The organism is Leclercia sp. GHBNCSD (assembly GCF_055805075.1).
The window spans coordinates 3848278-3866119 of the sequence record NZ_JBQVYO010000001.1; the positions used below are offsets into that span (position 1 = coordinate 3848278).

The following is a 17842-nucleotide window of genomic DNA, read 5'->3' on the forward strand; positions in this document are numbered from 1 at the left end:
GTGCGTACTCCCTGCCTGACGCGATGACTAGTAGTAAAACCCTATCATATTAACGCCCCTTACAGGGCGTTAATCCGCCGCTTAAGGGGCTTTTTTTATGCCCGGAGCACCGGATGCCCGCTCAGGGTTAAACGACTGTTGCCGGGGGTGTGAACCAGCGTTGCCTGCGCACCGAGCGGCAGGGTAACGGTCCGTTGCTCGTGGCCGAAGTCGAGTCCGCTGATAACCGGCACCGATATCCGGGAACGCAGGTAATCGACCATGGTTGCCAGATCGTATCCGGCATCGTAATCGTTAGGGGTCGCGCCGCTGAAGCTGCCGAGCACAATCGCCTGCTGACGGTTGAGAATACCCGCGTGATGCAGCTGGAGCAGCATCCGTTCTACGCGGAACGGATGCTCATTAATATCCTCCAGCACCAGGATGCCGTTCTCAATGGCGGGCAGCCAGCGGGTGCCGATAAGTGACACGACCATCGCCAGATTGCCGCCCCACAGCTGGCCTTCGCACACGCACGACGGGCCATCCCCCGGCCACTCAACGAAGTAGGTACTGTTGCTGAGCGCCCGCCAGAAATGGTCTACCGTGAAGGCGTTCAGCTCCGGGGCGCCAAAATTGCCCGCCAGCATCGGGCCGCTGAAGGTGATGACGTTGTGCAGCGCCAGCAGGCCGAGCTGGATCACGGTGAAATCACTGTGGCCGCAGATCAGCAAGGGATCCTGCTGCTGGCGTTTCGCCAGGCCCTCCCAGTCAATCTGTTCCAGCAGGCGGCTGGCGCCGTATCCACCGCGCACCGGCAGCACTATCTGGTCGGCGCCCGGCAGACGGGCGAGGGCGTTGATATCATTCAGCCGCTCCGCCTCGGTACCAGCAAATCGCTGCTGGCGGCGGGGTATAATCGTCTGATTTTGTACCTGGTGACCCTCGTCCAGTAATCGCGCCACGCCCCGCTGCGCCGCCTCCTGATTAATGCAGTACCCTGATGGTGCAATGAGATGAAACTGAGACATGGCATTTCCTTGCTGACTTATAAAGCTGAATGTATATATCATGCCGCCTGAGCGCGTCCTTCATCAAGCGGAGGATAGGGTAACAGCGATGAATGACCATAAGGACAGATGACGTGAAATTAAGATGGTTTGCTTTTTTGATTGTGCTACTTGCAGGCTGTAGTTCAAAGCAGGATTACCAGAAGCCGGAATGGAACCCGGAAGTCCCGGTTAAACGGGCGATGCAGTGGATGCCGATCAGTGAAAAAGCAGGTGAGGCGTGGGGAGTCAGCCCACGGCTGATCACCGCCATCATTGCGGTGGAGTCGGGTGGGAACCCGAACCTGGTGAGTAAATCAAACGCGGTGGGTCTGATGCAGCTGAAAGCCTCCACCGCCGGGCGTGAGGTCTACCGGCACATGGGCTGGAGCGGGCAACCCTCCACCAGCGAGCTGAAGAACCCGGAACGCAATATCTCTATGGGTACCGCCTACCTGAGCATTCTGGAGCACGGGATCCTGAACGGTATTGAGGACCCGGAAGTGATGCAGTATGCGCTGGTGGTCTCCTACGTGAACGGCGCGGGCGCGCTGTTGCGTACCTTCTCGTCGGATCGTAAAAAGGCGATCGCCGAAATCAATGACATGGATAAAGACGAGTTCTTTGATCATGTCGTCAATAACCATCCCGCCCCGCAGGCCCCACGCTATATCTGGAAAGTGCAGAAAGCGATGGACGCTATGTAATTGGTTGCCGGGCAGCCACGCGCTGCCCGGTGGCGATTAACGCACTTTGTTGGCACGTTCCCGCGCTTCACGCTCCAGCGAGTAGATGATTTTCTGCAGTTCTCGCTCAGGACCCGGCCCGACGTTAAGAAACCGGAAACTCAGACGCGGCGTGGTGATGGTCTCGTTTTTGCTGTCCACCACTTTACGTTCGCTGACGGTTATCAGCTGCGCATCGAAAAAGAAGCGGCCCCAGCCCCCCATATCCAGCTCGATCTGCGAAAAACGCATTCCCTCGACCAGGCCTTCGGGTTTCGCGGTATCCATCAGCGCACCCATGCCGCCCAGCGACAGATCGTGCAGGCGGAAACGAATGATGCTCTTATCAGGCATTCGGGCTTTGCAGAAGTAGGCCGGATGCAGCGGGGCATTGATGCGGAAGTACTCCCGGCGCTGAATGCACCATACGGAGGTCGGCAGCGGCGAGATAAAAGCAGGCAGCGCCTGGTAGTCACCCTGTTCCACCTTCGGCAGGTCGAACTCGACTTTGGCCCCCTGGGTATCGGCGGCCACGGTGATATTCTCCGCACGTAACACCGAGCGGTTTTCAAACTCCTGACTGCCCAAATCCATGATCAGTCGTTCCGGGGTAGCATCCAGGATTTTGCTGATGAACTGGTTGTTCCCCCAGCTGATACGTACGGGAACGTCATTTTTTTGCAGATCGCGTACTACACCCAATACAGCCAGCGGATTAGTTTTCAGGAACTGCTCACTGTAATTACTCACGCCCCGGGGCTCCTCGTTAGATGACAGTCTGTGGATGCGTTATCGGCAGCGGGCCGCGGAACTTAATACAAACCGGCAATTATTTTTTTCGCCTGAGCCGCAATTAAGTCGGTGTAGTAAAACTGGTTTTCCGGCGATTGCCTATACTTACTATTACCTGCGCTGGGGGTGTCCTGCGCAAGCTTAACTCTGCAAGAGGGCAACACTATGGGTATCATCGCCTGGATTGTATTTGGTCTGATTGCTGGCGTTATCGCAAAGTTCATCATGCCGGGACGTGATGGCGGCGGCTTTATCGTGACCTGTATCCTTGGGATCATCGGTGCGGTTGTCGGCGGCTGGCTGGCGACGATGTTTGGCATCGGCGGCAGTGTATCCGGATTTAACCTGCAAAGTTTTCTGGTGGCTGTGGTGGGTGCCATTCTGGTACTGCTTATCTACAGGATGGTACGACGCGCCTGAAACCGATAAAACGGCTCTTTTACAAGAGCCGTTTTTTTATGGGCAGAGCCTGAACGGCATGCCGGGTGGCGGATACGCCTTACCCGGCCTGGAGGTTACTGCTGTCCGACACTTTTCTGCGTTTCTGTTTCATCGTTAGCCGCTGGCTGGTCGGTGGTAGCCGGGGGCGTTGTGGTGGTCGTTGACGGGTTAGTTGTCGACGGGGTGCTTGTCGCCGCTGGCTGGTCGCCGGTGGTGGATGTGCCATTCGCCGCAGGTTGTGCGCCGGTAGTCGATGGGGTGGTAGTTACCGAACCCTCATTGGCCGCGGGTCGCGTGGCGGGCACTTTGTCGCACGGGTTCGCCTGCGGACAGACCAGATCCAACATTTTCAGCGTCACGCCGTTAGTCCAGCCGAAGCCATCCTGCAACGGATATTCACCGCCGCCGCCGCCAGTGCCGGTGGTGGAAACATCATATTTCTCTACCAGCTTCTGCTCGCGATCGTAGGTGTGCTGCACGTTGGTGAGGAAGCGCCACGTCACATCCATCGCCACTTTATCCTGCCCGTAATTCTGCAATCCTTCGGTGGCGACCCACTGCAACGGCGCCCAGCCGTTAGGGGCATCCCACTGTTGGCCGCTGTTAACGGTGGTGGTCGAAATGCCCCCCGCTTTCAGCAACTGGGCTTCGGCAGCAGAGGCGGTTTTGTCCGCGCGTTCCTGCGAGGCGGCCTTGACGTAGAGCGGGAAGAGCGCCGCGGCGGTCAGCTGATTACGGACCTGTTTGGTTTTCAAATCGTAATCGGCGTACCAGCCCTCTTTCTCGTTCCACAGATAGCGCTCCATCGCTTTCTGACGATCGGAGGCCAGGCCCTCGTAACGGCTGGCTGCGGCGCTGTCACCGCCCTCCTGGCTGGCCTTCGCCAGCAGTTTCTCCATCTTGAACATCAGGGCGTTCAGATCCACCGGCACGATACTGGTGGTGCGGATCGTTCCCAGCTGCTGCGGATCGTCCATCCAGCGTGAGCTGAAGTCCCAGCCGGAGGCGGCGGCGGAGCGCAGATCCCGGTAGATCTCGGTTGCCGGACGGCTGGGGTATTTTTTCGCGGTGTTGATATCATCCAGCCACGATTCCGGGCGCGGCGTATCGCGATCGTCCCAGTAACGGTTAAGCACGGCGCCATCGTCGAGCTTCACCACCCGCTGGCTGGCCTGGCCCGGCTGAAGGGCATCTACCCCCTCCATCCAGTAGGCGTACTCTTTTTCCATCTGTGGACGGTATTTTTTCAGTGCCTCTTTATCGTGCGTCGCCAGCAGCTCCACCATCATGGCAAAGAAGGGCGGCTGGGAGCGGCTCAGATAGTAGCTGCGGTTACCGTTAGGGATATGACCCCAGCTGTCCAGTTCGTACGCGAAGTTGTCCACCATACTGGCGACCTTGTCCCAGTGGCCGCTCTCGGCCAGCCCCAGCATGGTGAAGTAGCTGTCCCAGTAGTAGATCTCACGAAAACGTCCGCCCGGCACCACGTAAGGCTTCGGCAGCGGCAGCAGGGAATCCCACTTTCCGGCGCTGGAGGTAGTGCGCGTCAGCACCGGCCACAGACCATCAATGTGCGCCCGCAGGCTCTGCCCGGCAGGCGGCACATATTTTTCCTTCTCGGTCGGCAGGGTGAAGTTCACCTCTACAAAGTGGCGCAGGTCAAAGCCGGACTGTTTCCGCTGCATGTGGTAGTCGGCAAGGATCGTCTGGGGATCGTTTTTCGGTACCGCATCGGCGAAGGTTTTTTGATCCGGGAAGAGTTTGGCGGTTTGCACATCGTTAAACAGCGGGCCAAACAGAATATCGGGGGCTTGTTTCCGGGCGCCGGACGGTTCTTCCGCATAGCTAAAGGCAGTTATCCCAAGCAGGATGCCGCCAATCGCCAGCCGCAATGCTGTTTGCTGCTGAGGTCTCATCATGGTTGTTCTCCTGGGTTCTCTGGGCAGCGCGACCGCTACCATCAATCACCTGAAAACCTTAGACGAATATTTGTCACTTCGCGTGTCGGAGGTAACACTTTGCATAAAACCAGACTATTTACCGTTGAGTATTTAGCCTCCTGAAGCAGTGTCAGAAATATAGTAGTGGCGCGATTTATTTATCGCATAAATAACCACTAATCACGCAGATCACATAAAGGGAAAATCATAACTTCTTAGCGAGAAAACATAATAGATTGCTCTGGAAGGGATATGGAAATTATGTCGACAGCTACAACGAAAGGACTGAAAAATACAGGGAGAGGCCTGAAATGTCGGCAACGGAAAAATTAACGGTAAAAGAAAAAATAGGCTACAGCCTCGGCGATGCGGCCAGCCATATCGTCTTTGACTCCTCAGTGGCGATCCTCGCCTATTTCTATACAGATATCTACGGGCTGCCGCCCGCAGTGATGGGGACAATGTTTTTACTGGTCAGGCTGCTGGATGCCATCACCGACCCGATAATGGGGGCGATTGCAGATGCCACCTCCTCACGCTGGGGACGCTTTCGTCCGTGGCTTCTGGCGATCTGCGCCCCGTTCGCGGTCAGCTGCGTACTGGTCTATACCATCCCATCCTTTTCTGACAGCGGTAAAGTGGTCTATGCCGTGGCGGCCTATATCTTTATGACCCTGATGTATACCGCCATCAATATTCCTTACTGCTCGCTGGGCGCGGCACTTACTTCCGATCCGCGGGAAAACCTCTCTTTGCAATCCTGGCGTTTTGCCATCACCCCATTGGGCGGCGCCCTGGGCACCGCCTGCATTCTGCCGCTGGCGGATTATCTCTATCCTCAGGATCGCGCGAGCGGCATTCAGATGGCGATGGCCATTTTCGGGGTGATTGGCTGCCTGATGTTTATCATCTGTTTCGCCACCACCAAAGAGCGCGTTCAGCCCATCAAAGAAGAAAACCTCAATGTCGTCCGTGACGTCAAAATTCTGTTTCGCAATGAGCAGTGGCGCATTCTGTCGATCTACAACTTTATGATGCTGGTGGCGGTGGTGATCCGCGGCGGCGCGGTGGTCTATTACGTCAATACCGTGCTGCGTCAGGGCTCAACTATCATCTCGCTGTTTATGCTGGGCGGAATGATCGCCTCAATGCTGGGCTCGGCGCTGGCGCAGCCGCTGGGGTCCCGGTTCTGCAAAATCAAACTCTCATTCTGGATAAACCTGCTCAACGCCGGGCTGGGCATCGTCTGCTTCTGGTTGCCGGTGCAATACTGGCTAATTCCGCTGGTGGCCCATTTTCTTATCCAGACGGTGCAGGGCGGAAACGGCGCGCTGCAGTGGTCGATGATCACCGACGCCAATAATTACGGCGAGTGGAAAACCCAGCGGCGAATTACCGGCATGAATGTCGCGGCCAATATTTTTGTCATTAAATTAGGCGTGGCTGTCGGCGGCGCTATTCTGGGCTGGGTTCTGGCCGGGTTTGAATATCAAGCCAGCGCAGCAGTGCAATCCCCTCAGGCGGTGCAGGGGGTTGTCTGGTTATTTACCCTTATCCCCTCGCTCTTTTATCTGTTGACCGCGCTGGCAATTAAATTCTACCGCCTCGATGAACAGGTAATGAATACCGTGGTGACGGATTTAAATAACGGAAAATTTGCAAAGCCCTAATGTACCAGTGGAATCAACAATAAACTCACAGGATGGAATCTATGCGTATTCATTATATTGCGCTGCTGATCAGCGCCTCTATTCCGGCGACCACGCTGGCGGCCACCCAAACGGACAGCATGGAGGCGAAAATCGCCCGGCTGGAAGCCAGTCTGGCAAAAGCCGAAGCCCAGATTGCGCGCTTAGCGCAGGCGCAACAGACTCCGGCGGTGAATGTGGTCTCAGCTGAACCCCCGACGTCGCCAGCGCCGACGTTAACCCTGTCAGGCTATGGCGATCTGCGCTTCTATGGCGATGTGGAGTTCAATATGGACGCCGCCAGCCGCAGCGGCAGCCTGACATCCATGCGCACCAGCGCCAATAAGGACTGGGCCCCATCAAACAACGAGCGCTGGGATATCAATGGCCGTCTCCTGCTGGGGTTTGACGGCTATCGGCGAATGGACAACGGCCAGTTTGCCGGTTTCTCGGCGCAGCCGCTGGCGGATCTTACCGGCAAGATGAATCTGGATGACGCGGTTTTCTTCTTCGGCCAGGAGAACGACTGGAAAATCAAAGTCGGGCGTTTCGAAGCCTACGACATGTTTCCCCTCAACCAGGACACCTTTATCGAATACTCCGGCAACACGGCGAACGATCTCTACAGTGACGGTTATGGCTACATCTACATGATGAAAGAGGGGCGCGGGCGCAGCGACAGCGGCGGTAACTTCCTGCTGAGTAAAAACCTCGGTAATTGGTATTTTGAGGTCAACACCCTGCTGGAAAACGGCAGCTCGCTGTTTGTCGATAAGCAGTACCATGGCATGGACCTGGATAACGATAAAAACGTGGCCTACGTGCGCCCGGTTATCGCCTGGTCAGAGGGGCGCTTCACCACGGCGCTGGCTATGGAGAGCAACCTGGTGAACAACGCTTACGGTTATCGGGATGCAGAAGGCCACTGGATCGATCAGTCCGATCGCACCGGCTATGGCCTGACGATGAACTGGAACGGGCAAAAAACCGACCCGGATAACGGCATGGTCGTCAACCTCAACACCGCGTACATGGATGCCAGCGACGAAACTGATTTCACCGCCGGGGTGAATGGTCTGTGGAAGAACATTGAGCTGGGCTATATCTACGCCCATAACGAGATCGACAGATTCAGCGCTGCCGGGCTGAATGACGACTGCGATGGCGACTGCTGGATCACCCATCCGGGCGATTACGATATCCATACGCTTCACGCGTCGTATCTGTTCCCTGACGTAATGAAAATGAAAAACTTCAATGTTTATCTCGGAGCCTATGCCTCGTGGATCGATGCTGACCCGAAAGAGGGTGACGGCGACACCGACGCCCGCTACGGTGGCCGCCTCCGTTTTAAATATTACTTCTGATCGTCTCCCAGCCAGACCTCCGGCACGGTCTGGCTGGCTTGCCACATCTGCACTACCTTCATAACGAGTTCAAATGAAAGGGAGTGCCAATGAAATCATTACCTCAGATCCTTCCAGCCATTCTGCTGCTTGTCGGCTGCGGAGCGAATAATACCCCGCCGCAGGTGCCTGTTCCCGGTAAAACCACCTCCACTACCCTTAGTACCCTGGAGACGGGGGCCCAGGTGATCCAGTCCCGACCGCCGGTGGAGGCTATCAGTGCCTATCTTGACGGTTTTCATTTTTACAACGGGGATAAAAACGGGCAGATGGAGGCGCATCACTACGTGACGGTACTCAATGAAGAGGTCATGCAGGCGGTCATCTATGACGGCAATACAAAGGATGCCCGGCTGATGGGGGTAGAGTACATCATCAGCGAACGCCTCTTTAACAGCCTGCCGCCGGAGGAGAAAAAGCTCTGGCACAGCCACCAGTATGAAGTGAAATCGGGCAGCCTGGTGGCGCCTGGCCTGCCTGTGGTCGCTGACAAGGCGCTGATGAATAAAATCGTCAACACCTACGGCAAAACCTGGCATACCTGGCACACCGACAGGGATAAGACCCTGCCGCTCGGCATACCTGCGCTGATGATGGGCTTTACCGGCGAGGGACAGCTCGATCCCCGGCTGCTGGCGGATCGCGATCGTCGTCTGGGGATCGATACGCAGCAGATCAAAGCCCAGCGTGCCGACATCGTGGCCCATCCGGTAGCGGAAGGGGCAAATGCCTGGCAGCGCGGCGAGGTCATTCAGCTTAAACGCGTGCAGGGCAGCGGCGAACACGGGCATGGGGACACTACCCATTTCGGCACGTCCGAGCAGAGTCAGCAGAAACACCTACCCTGATGAGGAGGCGATATGAAGATTCATCATCTTAACTGTGGTTGTATGTGCCCGCTGGGCGGCGCGTTGTTCGACGGTTTCAGCAAGGGTCTACATGCGCACCTGGTCTGCCACTGCCTGCTTATCGAAACCGACCGTGACGGACTGGTGCTGGTGGATACCGGTTTTGGGCAAGGGGATGTACGCGATCCCTCCCGGCTGTCGGGCTTTTTCCGGGCGCTAAACAATATCCAGCGTCGGGAGTCCCTTACGGCGCGCGCCCGCGTCGAGGCGCTGGGCTTTAGCGTGGCGGATGTCCGCCATATTGTGCTTACGCACCTCGATTTCGACCACGCGGGTGGGCTGAGCGATTTCCCTCACGCGCGCATCCATTTAATGCAGCAGGAGATCGACACGGCGCAACGGCGCCATAGCTGGCTGCAACGGGAGCGCTATCGTCCCGGGCAGTGGAGCGGTATCTCTGGCTGGGAGGGATACCAGGTGCAGGGCGAACGCTGGTTTGGCTTCGACGCGGTGACGGCGTTACGCGGCTTGCCGCCGGAAATTTTGCTGGTGCCGCTGGCCGGGCACACGCCGGGGCATGCAGGGATCGCCATCAGCCAGCCGTCCGGGTGGTTGCTGCACGGTGGCGACGCCTGGTTCTATCGGGATGAGATGCGCCAGCCGCAGCGCCATTGCACGCCGGGGCTGCGGTTTTACCAGTGGATGATGGCGATGGACAACGGTACCCGGCGGCACAACCAGCAGCGGCTGCGGGAGCTCTCCTGCGCGCATGCCCACGACATCACTTTTTTCTGTAGCCATGACGCACGGGAACTGGAGAGCCTGATGACACAGGCAAAACAGCTCTAATTACCGCAACTTAGGCGTGGCCTGCTCTGGCAGAAGATCGTTTAAAAATTATACTGGATATTTGAACAGGTATTTGTATACTATTAGAGCAAATTACCCGAGTAATGTATGAGTGAGGGGTGAAACCTATGGTAATTCCTGTTGAAACTTTCCAGTCCAGTGGCCAGCTTGCCACCATCAGCAGTCGCGAAATCGCGAAGCTGACCGGTATTGCTCATACCGAGGTGAAGCGCATGGTAAAAAGCCTGGAAACGGCGCAGCGTCTTTCGCAGCCGGTAACGGCCAGCCTGTATGAGCGCGAAGGTGAAATGCGGCAGGAGTTTTTGCTGAACAAACGGGACTCCCTGCTGACGGTTTCGCGTATCTCCCCGGGCTTTACTGCCGCCATGCTCGATCGCTGGCAGGAGCAGGAGAGAAACGTCAATATTCCGGACTTCACCAACCCGGCGGCGGCGGCGCGCGCCTGGGCCGAGCAGTATGAAAAACGCCAGCGTGCTGAGGAGCAGCTAGCCCTCTGGGCACCAAAGGCGGCGTTCTTTGATCAGTTTGTTCAGGTCAAAGAGTCGCTGGGCTTCCGTCAGCTCTGTAAGATCCTCAAAGCGAAAGAGCCCCAGTTCCGGGAGTTCCTGCTTGAGCGGAATATCATGCAGCGCGTCGGCGGTAACCTGGTTCCGCCGCAGCACCATATCGATGCGGGCTATTTTACCCTGCACAGCGGCGTGGGCGAAAACGAGCGCACCTGGTCTCAGGCACGCTTTACCGCCCGCGGCGTGAAATGGGTGGCTGACCTGTGGGCTAAACACCTGTCAACGCTGGCAATTGAAATGCCTCGCACGGAGCGCACCGAAGGCGCCCCTGTCCAGCAGAGCTGGCTTTAATCTCTCCTGTAAAGCGAACCGGTCAGATCTCCTCTGGGGTCTGACTGGCTTCACGCAATGCCCCCGGCGACTTACCGACAACCCGCTTAAACGCCCGGCTGAATGCCGCCAGCGTACGGTAGCCGCCGACGCATAACGAAGACGTAAACTGGCTAACCACAGAGGCTTTAGGTTAGCCAGATTAATATTACTGGCACACTTCAGCTTCATTATCGCCACGCCGACGTTGTGCAAGCGTACAATAATATAAAAAATGACTGGCTTAATTTTGTATAAAGGGTGGAGTATTATTCTTTAACCAATTTTTTAAAACGTTCAATAAGATTTTTATATCTGGCGGGTTGCGCTGTAAAAATAGTGTCATATTCCGCGATCGTATCAGGTGAAACAAACAGGAAGGTATGGGCTTCCTGTAACTGCTCAAACGTGGCGTTAACCGACTTATCGCACGGAGGCTGGAACAGGGCACAGTGAGATTTTTTCGAGGCGTAAAACAGACGAACCGTTACGCTCGGGGCCCCGTAAAGCTCTTCACAGATAAAAAGAAGGTGGCCTCGTTTCGCGTTTTCATCGCGTTCAGTTGCCTGAAATTCTCCCTTTACCGCACTCAACACCCCGTTGGCGATCGCCATCGCGCTGCCACTACTCAGGCCGGGGATGAGCTGCTGTATGATTTGTGTATCAACGTTAACCCCACTGTTTTTGATTGTTAGTATGTTCCTGTTTTTCTGCACTTCAACAAAAAAAGCAGACTTACCCATCAGGGAGCGCCATGCCTGATAGTCAAAAAGTGATCTACCCGATTGATTCATCGCGCTGGACATGGCTGCAAACAACACCGCCACGCTGGCAAATAATTTTTTGGTGCGTATGGTTAATTCAGCAGAGGTTAAGACAAAGAGAATATTTCCACTCTGATTTATTCGCAGCAGGGCATGTTTTTCAGTATCGATGGCACAGTCCAGTACCATCAGACCCCGATGCTTTTCTTCCAGCTCCGGTGATACAAAGAGATAGTTATCCAGGGGCGCTTTTCCTGCGTCTACATATGTATCCAGATTGGTATCGATAATTGGTTCAATATTCATAAAATAACTCTCTTATACTTATTAAGTGTAGAAATAAAATACGCGCGAATGATTTCAATTTATGATGGGCATTATATTTTTTGAGTAAAATCCTATGCTGTTAAATATGCGCTGAATAAAATAAGGAAAATGTGATGAATGTCGTCATTCCTGGGTTTATATAATTAAAAGTGATCAATTTTATATTGTTAATATCTTTTATCTATATTAATAGAACGATGTATCACGCAAAATGATCTTTTCCGCGCGGGCTGGGACGAGGCAAGGCCGGAGACAGAGAGGAAAAAGCCCGGAACAGGGCTGCTGTTCCGGGCTTTTTAGAGGAAGGGCTATCGCTGCGGTTCCGCCTGTTTCATCGGAATCAATGCAATCACTACCGCACCCAGCACCAGGAAACCGGCCACCATAAAAATACCGGCGTTAAAGTTCCCGGTGAGATCTTTCATCATCCCCATCAGCAGTGGGCCCAGCGCGGCGCCGGTCATCCCGGTGGCGTTGATCACTGCAATACCTAAGGCGCGGGCACGCAGAGAGATGGAACGATCCGGGGTGGTCCAGAAGATCACCATGGCGGCAAAGGCCCCGGCCGAGGCCATCACGATGCCAGTGAACTGCAGCATCGGATCGGTGCTGGTGGCGGTGAGGATCCAGCCTGCGGCGGCAAAGAGGTACGGCAGCAGGGTGTGGACTTTACGCTCGTTGCGCTTGTCGGAACGTTTACTCCACCAGACCATTGCCACAATGGTACAGACCTGTGGAATGGCGCTCAGGATACCGATAGTCACGTTACTGCTCTCCTCGCTGATGCTGCGCAGGATCAGCGGCGTCCAGACGCTCAGGGCGCTCAGGGTGTTGGTCAGGCAGAAGTAGGCGAGGGTGTAAAGCATGATAGTGGGCGTGAACAGCTCGCGCATCAGGCTACGCTGCTGCGGCGCCAGGGCGGCCTGCTCCCGCAGCTGCTTACTCTCGGCGTTCAGGCGATCCGCTTCCAGCATCTCCTTCAGGCAGGCTTTATCATCCTGGGTCAGCCAGCGCGCTTTATCCGGGCTGTCGTCCAGCCAGAACCAGACCACAAAGCCCAGAATGACCGACGGGAAGCCTTCGAGCAGGAACAGCCACTGCCAGCCCTTCAGGTTCATCACCCCATCTAGGTTGAGAATATAGCCGGAGGCCAGCGAACCCAGCGCCATGGTCACCGGCATGGCAATCATAAACAGGGCGTTAGCGCGGGCGCGGTAGTGCGCCGGGAACCAGAACGTTAAATAGAGTAACAGCCCCGGCAGGAAGCCCGCTTCGGCAATCCCCACCAGCATACGCAGCACGTACAGGCTGTTAGGGCCGGTAGCGAACATCGTGGCGGTGGAGGCGATCCCCCACACCACCATCAGAATCGCAATCCAGCGGCGCGCGCCCACTCTGCTCAGCATCACGTTGCTGGGGATCCCGCAGATGACATACATCACGTAAAACAGCGTGGTTGCCAGTCCGAACATGGTGCTGGTGAGGCCCAGATCTTTGCCCATCGTCAGACCGGCAAAGCCGATGTTGATGCGATCCAGATACGAAAAGACGAACAGAATGAACAAAAAGGTGATCAATCGCCGGAATAACTTTTTGATCACCCGCTGTTGACGCGGATCGAGCGTGTCGTCAGCAGACGCAGGCGGAGCCAGCACGCTAGCGCGTGTTTGCTCCATCGATGGGCTCTCATTCATGAAATGCTCCACATAACGGTTAGAGGTAGTGTTAGCCCCGTTTGACGCGGGGTGTTTTTATAATGTGTTGATAAGCAGGTAAATTTTAATAAAAGCCGATAACTAGCGGGTAAGGGGAGCTACCCGGTGCACGCGATGCAAACACGTGCGCTAACGTATAGGAAATCGCGAGCATGGACGTCAATGTTCTGTTTAAAAAATGATACGTAATTGTTAATCTCGTAGCGTTTTTGAATCATAATGCGATATCGATCGGCTTTTGCGGCGCAGCGAGTGGTTAACCGCAGGGGGCAGGGTGCGATCGGGCTATAGCGGGGGATAAATAGCGGGTATAATTGCGGTCAATGCATTACTTCTGGAACGTCATTTCATGAGTCATACGAACACATCGTCAGACAGCGGCCCCACTTTTCACCGCGAAGAGTTCCCGTTCTACTGGATAGTTAACGTCTACGCACGTTATACGCAAGTGATGGAAATCACACTGAAAAAGGTGCAGCTTGATGTGTCCCGCTTTCGGGTGCTGATGATTACCGAGCAGTACGGTAAGGCCAGCATTTCGCAGATCGCCGAATTCGCGATGGCCAAAATGCCCACCGTCACCAAAATCGTTGGTCGCCTGCGCGACGATGGCCTGGTGACCACCGCCAGCAGCGTGCAGGATGCCAGAGTGACCGAAGTGATGCTCACCGATGCCGGACGCGAAAAAGTGGCCGAGGCACACCGCCTTACCCGCAAGGTTTTCGAGAAGGGTTTTAAGGGCATGACCGCGGCCCAGCGGGAAAAAATGAACCTCTCACTGTCGAAGGTACTCGACAACCTCAACGCGCTCTGAAGCGTTCCCGCAGAGAATTGCGGATTTGTGACAGCCTTAAAAATTCAAGGTAAGTCACTGTAAAGTATAATATTATAAAAGAGCCGCTCTGATGACCAGAGCGGCTCTTTTATCATTTCCGCGCCGCGTTTATTGTTATTTATCATCATCCTAAGCCTCTCTTCATGGATTGTTAGAAGAATGTTTCAGTGTTATTTTTTCGTAAAATTAACGTGAAATATTACTTGAATATTCATCTAAATCTTCCATGATTGACCAGAACAAACGTGGGTCGAACCGCAGCGAAGAGTGCGTCACCCAAATGTGATTCGTTTTTTCTGGTTAAGGTGCAAATTATGCAACCTGTTACTGAGAGCAATGGTTTTGTCACCCGATGTACCCTCGGCGAGGGCGATCTCCGCTTCGCGGTAAAAGACACCCTCGACATCGCAGGCTTTCCCACCCGTGCAGGCTGCCCGGCACTGGCCGCAAACCCGGCGGCGGAACAACATGCCGACGTGGTCGCAACCCTTCTCGGGCAGAAGTGCATCCTGACCGGAAAAACCACCCTGCACGAGCTGGCGTTTGGTGTCACCGGAATCAACCCCTGGGCCGGCACGCCGGTTAACCCGCTGTTTCCTGACTTGATCCCCGGCGGCTCCTCCAGCGGCTCTGCCGCAGTGGTGGCTGCTGGTGAGGTGGATTTTGCGCTCGGCACCGATACCGGTGGCTCGGTGCGCATGCCTGCCGCCTGCTGCGGCATCCTCGGCTTAAAACCGACTTACGGCGCCGTGAGCCGGGCAGGGGTGATGCCCGCGCAAAGCTCGCTGGACTGCGTGGGGATCTTCGCCCGAGAGCCGGGCGTCCTGCGTGACGTACTGACCCGACTGGGGCTACCGGTTGACGCGCCGCTGCACAGGATGCCCGCCATCGGCTTTATCCCGTCGGCGCTCATCAGCATCGATTCCCTGCTGTTGAACTTCCTCGCCCAGGCCGACCTGCAACCGCGTCAGGCTGAATTGCCGCTGCTGGGGGATGCCCATCGCGCCGGGTTGACCCTCATCAGCCATGAAAACTGGCAGGCTTTTAAAACGCTACTGCGTGACGACAGTGTCTCTGCCGACGTTGGCACCCGCATCCGTGCCGGAGCCGGGATCGATGCCCATGCCCTTGAGGCCGCAGAGGCTATCCGCCGCACATTTACCGCCCAGGTGGATGACCAACTGGCGAAAACCCCCTTGCTGGCCCTGGCAACCCTGCCGGAACTGCCGCCCACGCTGGAAGAGGCAAAAGATCCGCTCAGCGTAGTGAACCTCACCCGGCTGGTGCGCCCGTTCAACCTCAGCGGCCACCCGGCGCTGACCCTGCCTGCGGGTACGCTTGATGGCCGTCCGGTGGCGCTACAGCTCGTTGCCGGCAAAGGGCAGGAGGGGCTGCTGGTGCAGGCGGCTGAATGGCTCTCTGAGCGACGACGCCGCTAACAATCCCGCTTTACCGACAGTTTCAACACTAACTCAGTGAGTACCACTCATTGCGGCAGCACTCGTCTCTCTGCGGGCCGCACACTCTTTTGGGAGGAAGCTATGTCTGCCGTTCATGTTCGTGAGGAACTCGTTCCACTGCTGAATGAAGTCGCCACCCGCAGCGCCGATTTTGAGCAACAGCGTCATATCTCGGACGACATCATCGCCCGCTTTAAGCAGGTCGGCGTCTACCGCGCGTTAGTCCCCAAAATCTACGGCGGCGAGGAGTGTACCCCGGCACAGTTCTGTGAGCTGATCGAGCAGATTGCCACCGCCGATGGCTCCGCAGGCTGGGTCGCCAGCTTCGGCATGAGCCCCTTCTACCTTGGGGCGCTGCCGCCGGACACCCTGAAAGAACTCTACCGTGACGGCCCGGACGTGGTCTTCGCCGGCGGTATTTTCCCGCCGCAGAAAGCGGTGCTGGCGGATGGCGGCTACCGCGTCTCGGGTCGCTGGGGCTTTGCCAGCGGCAGCATGGGCGCCTCGGTCTTTGGCGTCGGCATCCTGCCGGAGAGCGGCGAACCGCTGCCGCGCATGGCGGTGCTGCCCCGCGACAGCGTGCAGATCGATCCGGTCTGGAACACCGTCGGCCTGGCCGGAACCGGCAGCCACGATCTGGTGGTTAACGATGCGTTTGTGCCGCAGGAGTGGACCTTTGTGCGCGGCGGCGCCCTTAACCTGGAGGGGGCGCTCTATCGCTACCCGGTGCTCTCCCTGGCCACCCAGGTGCTCTCGGTGGTGGCACTCGGCGTCGCCCGCGCGGCCCTCCATGAAATCTATGCCATTGCCCATCGCCAGCAGTCGGTGACCGGCGCGCCGCGCCTGGCGGAACGGCCGCAGGCGCAGATGCAGATAGCCCGCTGCGAAGCGGAACTGCGCTCCGCCCGGTCCTGGTTTTATGAGGCCATCGACGAGGTGTGGCAGTGCATCCTCGCCGGGGATGAGCCTGCCTGCGCGCAGATCAACGCCCTGCGGCTCTCCTCCACCCACGCCACCCGCGTGGCCGCTGAGGTCACCCGCCAGGCGCTGGCGCTGAACGGTATGGGCGGCATCACCCTGAAAAGCCCCCTGCAACGCTACGTCCGCGACACCATGGTGATCACCCAGCACGCCTTTATGGGTGACCTCTCTTATCTCAACGCCGGTACGGTCTATTTCGGTGGCCAGCCTCTGCCGGGTTATTTGTAATTTTCACCACAGGAGCAACAGATGAGCCAGACAACAACCTTACGCGTGCTGTTTTGCATCGGCGTGAACCAGAACTTCTTTGATGCCACTCCGGCAGAAGCCAGACAGGTGTGGGCCGCGTTCGGCGTGATGATGAAAGGCATCGACGAAACCCAGGGCATTCGCGTCATCGGCAATATGGACGATGACCGCCTGATGGTAGGCCCATCCATCACATCGCCCTGGACCACCTACGTGCTGGCCGATGCCGACACCCTCGACAGCGTGGTGGCCGCCTGCAACCTGTTCCGCACCACTCCGGTGGGCGACGGCGAGAGCAAGCTGTGGAAGTACTGCAAGATCGAAGCCCGCGTCGGGCGTGAGCTGATCATTCAGTAACGGAGCACACCATGAGCCCACAGGATGCGCTGCGTTTACAGCAGCTTGAGGATCAGCAGGCCGCCCGGGTCTGTATCAGCACCTACATGCGGCTGTGCGATCGCCTCGACAGCATGGAGACGGTACAGGCCATCGGCGCGCTGTTCAGCGCAGACGCGTGCTGGGAAGGGTTGGGTGAACCTTACGCCACCCGGCTGGGCAGACATCAGGGGCGCGAGGCGATTGAAGCGATGATGGCGAGCTACGTCCGCACGCCCGCGCACTTCGCCCTGAATGGCCACTTTTTATGCTCCGAGGCGCTCTGGCACGAGGCCGACGGCGAGCTGCATGGCCGCTGGCAGATGCTGCAAACCTCCGCCTTTACCGCCGGTGGCGCGCACCTGAATGCTGCCGAGCTGCAGATTATTTTCCGTCGCGAAGCCGGGGAGATGACCATGCACCATTTCACCACCCGCAACCTGTTCAGCAGGCCGGTAAGCCACTGGCATGCGGCGGATGCGCTACCTGTACCGGACAAAAACTAAAACGCCGACCACGAGCA

Annotated in this window: 17 protein-coding genes and 1 pseudogene; 12 read left to right on the forward strand and 6 right to left on the reverse strand. The window is 56.8% G+C overall.

Annotated elements, in window-relative coordinates:
• Positions 1–95 precede the first annotated feature (95 nt).
• Complete coding sequence (gene ldcA, locus ACT3IC_RS18400) at positions 96–1010, reverse strand: muramoyltetrapeptide carboxypeptidase (RefSeq protein WP_159339502.1); 915 nt, start codon at positions 1008–1010, stop codon at positions 96–98.
• A gap of 113 nt (positions 1011–1123) precedes the next feature.
• Here ldcA and emtA point away from each other — a divergent pair, with 113 nt between their 5' ends.
• Entirely contained in the window at positions 1124–1735 is a 612-nt protein-coding gene (gene emtA, locus ACT3IC_RS18405; RefSeq protein WP_103179998.1) for a membrane-bound lytic murein transglycosylase EmtA, read from the forward strand.
• Positions 1736–1771: 36 nt separating this feature from the next.
• Here emtA and ycgR read toward each other — a convergent pair whose 3' ends face one another.
• Positions 1772–2503 (reverse strand): flagellar brake protein YcgR, encoded by a 732-nt coding sequence (gene ycgR / locus ACT3IC_RS18410; protein WP_103179997.1) that lies wholly within the window; start codon positions 2501–2503, stop codon positions 1772–1774.
• Between the two features lie 207 nt (positions 2504–2710).
• On the opposite strand from ycgR, the gene ACT3IC_RS18415 reads away from it, so the two are divergent.
• A complete protein-coding gene (locus ACT3IC_RS18415) occupies positions 2711–2965 on the forward strand; it encodes a GlsB/YeaQ/YmgE family stress response membrane protein (protein WP_103179996.1) in 255 nt (84 codons plus the stop codon).
• Positions 2966–3060: 95 nt separating this feature from the next.
• Here the strand turns inward: ACT3IC_RS18415 and ACT3IC_RS18420 are convergent, their stop codons facing one another.
• The gene (locus ACT3IC_RS18420) at positions 3061–4905 is read right to left on the reverse strand and encodes an alpha,alpha-trehalase (protein WP_290561614.1); all 1845 of its coding nucleotides are present in this window, start codon (positions 4903–4905) and stop codon (positions 3061–3063) included.
• Between the two features lie 332 nt (positions 4906–5237).
• On the opposite strand from ACT3IC_RS18420, the gene ACT3IC_RS18425 reads away from it, so the two are divergent.
• The 5 genes from ACT3IC_RS18425 to ACT3IC_RS18445 all read left to right on the forward strand — a co-directional run bounded on the left by ACT3IC_RS18425 (position 5238) and on the right by ACT3IC_RS18445 (position 10595).
• Entirely contained in the window at positions 5238–6596 is a 1359-nt protein-coding gene (locus tag ACT3IC_RS18425; protein WP_156654695.1) for a glycoside-pentoside-hexuronide (GPH):cation symporter, read from the forward strand.
• A gap of 41 nt (positions 6597–6637) precedes the next feature.
• A complete protein-coding gene (locus tag ACT3IC_RS18430; protein WP_159339500.1) occupies positions 6638–7981 on the forward strand; it encodes a carbohydrate porin in 1344 nt (447 codons plus the stop codon).
• 89 nt (positions 7982–8070) lie between these two features.
• Complete coding sequence (locus ACT3IC_RS18435) at positions 8071–8868, forward strand: OBAP family protein (RefSeq protein WP_473478527.1); 798 nt, start codon at positions 8071–8073, stop codon at positions 8866–8868.
• 12 nt (positions 8869–8880) lie between these two features.
• Positions 8881–9717, forward strand: coding sequence for an MBL fold metallo-hydrolase (locus ACT3IC_RS18440; RefSeq protein ID WP_159339498.1), 837 nt, complete (start codon positions 8881–8883; stop codon positions 9715–9717).
• A gap of 128 nt (positions 9718–9845) precedes the next feature.
• Positions 9846–10595 carry a phage antirepressor KilAC domain-containing protein gene (locus tag ACT3IC_RS18445; protein ID WP_103822326.1) on the forward strand — a complete coding sequence of 250 codons (750 nt, stop codon included), beginning with the start codon at positions 9846–9848 and terminating at the stop codon, positions 10593–10595.
• 22 nt (positions 10596–10617) lie between these two features.
• Here ACT3IC_RS18445 and ACT3IC_RS18450 read toward each other — a convergent pair.
• The 3 genes and pseudogenes from ACT3IC_RS18450 to hpaX form a co-directional block, all read right to left on the reverse strand.
• Positions 10618–10719, reverse strand: a pseudogene (locus tag ACT3IC_RS18450) (AraC family transcriptional regulator); the annotation flags it as partial.
• Positions 10720–10882: 163 nt separating this feature from the next.
• Entirely contained in the window at positions 10883–11683 is an 801-nt protein-coding gene (locus tag ACT3IC_RS18455) for a Zygote formation protein zyg1 (protein ID WP_159339497.1), read from the reverse strand.
• Positions 11684–12012: 329 nt separating this feature from the next.
• The gene (gene hpaX / locus ACT3IC_RS18460; RefSeq protein WP_371816556.1) at positions 12013–13380 is read right to left on the reverse strand and encodes a 4-hydroxyphenylacetate permease; all 1368 of its coding nucleotides are present in this window, start codon (positions 13378–13380) and stop codon (positions 12013–12015) included.
• Positions 13381–13768: 388 nt separating this feature from the next.
• Between hpaX and ACT3IC_RS18465 the strand changes: the two genes are divergently transcribed.
• The 5 genes from ACT3IC_RS18465 to ACT3IC_RS18485 all read left to right on the forward strand — a co-directional run bounded on the left by ACT3IC_RS18465 (position 13769) and on the right by ACT3IC_RS18485 (position 17825).
• Positions 13769–14233 carry a MarR family winged helix-turn-helix transcriptional regulator gene (locus ACT3IC_RS18465; RefSeq protein ID WP_103179987.1) on the forward strand — a complete coding sequence of 155 codons (465 nt, stop codon included), beginning with the start codon at positions 13769–13771 and terminating at the stop codon, positions 14231–14233.
• 335 nt (positions 14234–14568) lie between these two features.
• Complete coding sequence (locus ACT3IC_RS18470; protein ID WP_159339496.1) at positions 14569–15693, forward strand: amidase; 1125 nt, start codon at positions 14569–14571, stop codon at positions 15691–15693.
• A gap of 102 nt (positions 15694–15795) precedes the next feature.
• On the forward strand, positions 15796–16923 hold the full coding sequence (locus ACT3IC_RS18475; protein ID WP_103179985.1) for an acyl-CoA dehydrogenase family protein: 1128 nt from the start codon (positions 15796–15798) through the stop codon (positions 16921–16923).
• A gap of 21 nt (positions 16924–16944) precedes the next feature.
• Positions 16945–17301, forward strand: coding sequence for an IacB protein (locus tag ACT3IC_RS18480; protein ID WP_103179984.1), 357 nt, complete (start codon positions 16945–16947; stop codon positions 17299–17301).
• An 11-nt stretch (positions 17302–17312) separates the two neighbouring features.
• Positions 17313–17825, forward strand: coding sequence for a nuclear transport factor 2 family protein (locus tag ACT3IC_RS18485; protein ID WP_159339495.1), 513 nt, complete (start codon positions 17313–17315; stop codon positions 17823–17825).
• Positions 17826–17842 lie beyond the last annotated feature (17 nt).

What these genes read in the sequence shown, in the direction of transcription:
- ldcA (WP_159339502.1), bottom strand. Translation starts at nt 1,010, where the DNA reads ATGTCTCAGTTTCATCTCATTGCACCATCAGGGTACTGCATTAATCAG.
- ACT3IC_RS18415 (WP_103179996.1), top strand. Translation starts at nt 2,711, where the DNA reads ATGGGTATCATCGCCTGGATTGTATTTGGTCTGATTGCTGGCGTTATC.
- ACT3IC_RS18420 (WP_290561614.1), bottom strand. Translation starts at nt 4,905, where the DNA reads ATGATGAGACCTCAGCAGCAAACAGCATTGCGGCTGGCGATTGGCGGC.
- ACT3IC_RS18425 (WP_156654695.1), top strand. Translation starts at nt 5,238, where the DNA reads ATGTCGGCAACGGAAAAATTAACGGTAAAAGAAAAAATAGGCTACAGC.
- ACT3IC_RS18430 (WP_159339500.1), top strand. Translation starts at nt 6,638, where the DNA reads ATGCGTATTCATTATATTGCGCTGCTGATCAGCGCCTCTATTCCGGCG.
- ACT3IC_RS18435 (WP_473478527.1), top strand. Translation starts at nt 8,071, where the DNA reads ATGAAATCATTACCTCAGATCCTTCCAGCCATTCTGCTGCTTGTCGGC.
- ACT3IC_RS18440 (WP_159339498.1), top strand. Translation starts at nt 8,881, where the DNA reads ATGAAGATTCATCATCTTAACTGTGGTTGTATGTGCCCGCTGGGCGGC.
- ACT3IC_RS18445 (WP_103822326.1), top strand. Translation starts at nt 9,846, where the DNA reads ATGGTAATTCCTGTTGAAACTTTCCAGTCCAGTGGCCAGCTTGCCACC.
- ACT3IC_RS18455 (WP_159339497.1), bottom strand. Translation starts at nt 11,683, where the DNA reads ATGAATATTGAACCAATTATCGATACCAATCTGGATACATATGTAGAC.
- hpaX (WP_371816556.1), bottom strand. Translation starts at nt 13,380, where the DNA reads ATGGAGCAAACACGCGCTAGCGTGCTGGCTCCGCCTGCGTCTGCTGAC.
- ACT3IC_RS18465 (WP_103179987.1), top strand. Translation starts at nt 13,769, where the DNA reads ATGAGTCATACGAACACATCGTCAGACAGCGGCCCCACTTTTCACCGC.
- ACT3IC_RS18470 (WP_159339496.1), top strand. Translation starts at nt 14,569, where the DNA reads ATGCAACCTGTTACTGAGAGCAATGGTTTTGTCACCCGATGTACCCTC.
- ACT3IC_RS18475 (WP_103179985.1), top strand. Translation starts at nt 15,796, where the DNA reads ATGTCTGCCGTTCATGTTCGTGAGGAACTCGTTCCACTGCTGAATGAA.
- ACT3IC_RS18480 (WP_103179984.1), top strand. Translation starts at nt 16,945, where the DNA reads ATGAGCCAGACAACAACCTTACGCGTGCTGTTTTGCATCGGCGTGAAC.
- ACT3IC_RS18485 (WP_159339495.1), top strand. Translation starts at nt 17,313, where the DNA reads ATGAGCCCACAGGATGCGCTGCGTTTACAGCAGCTTGAGGATCAGCAG.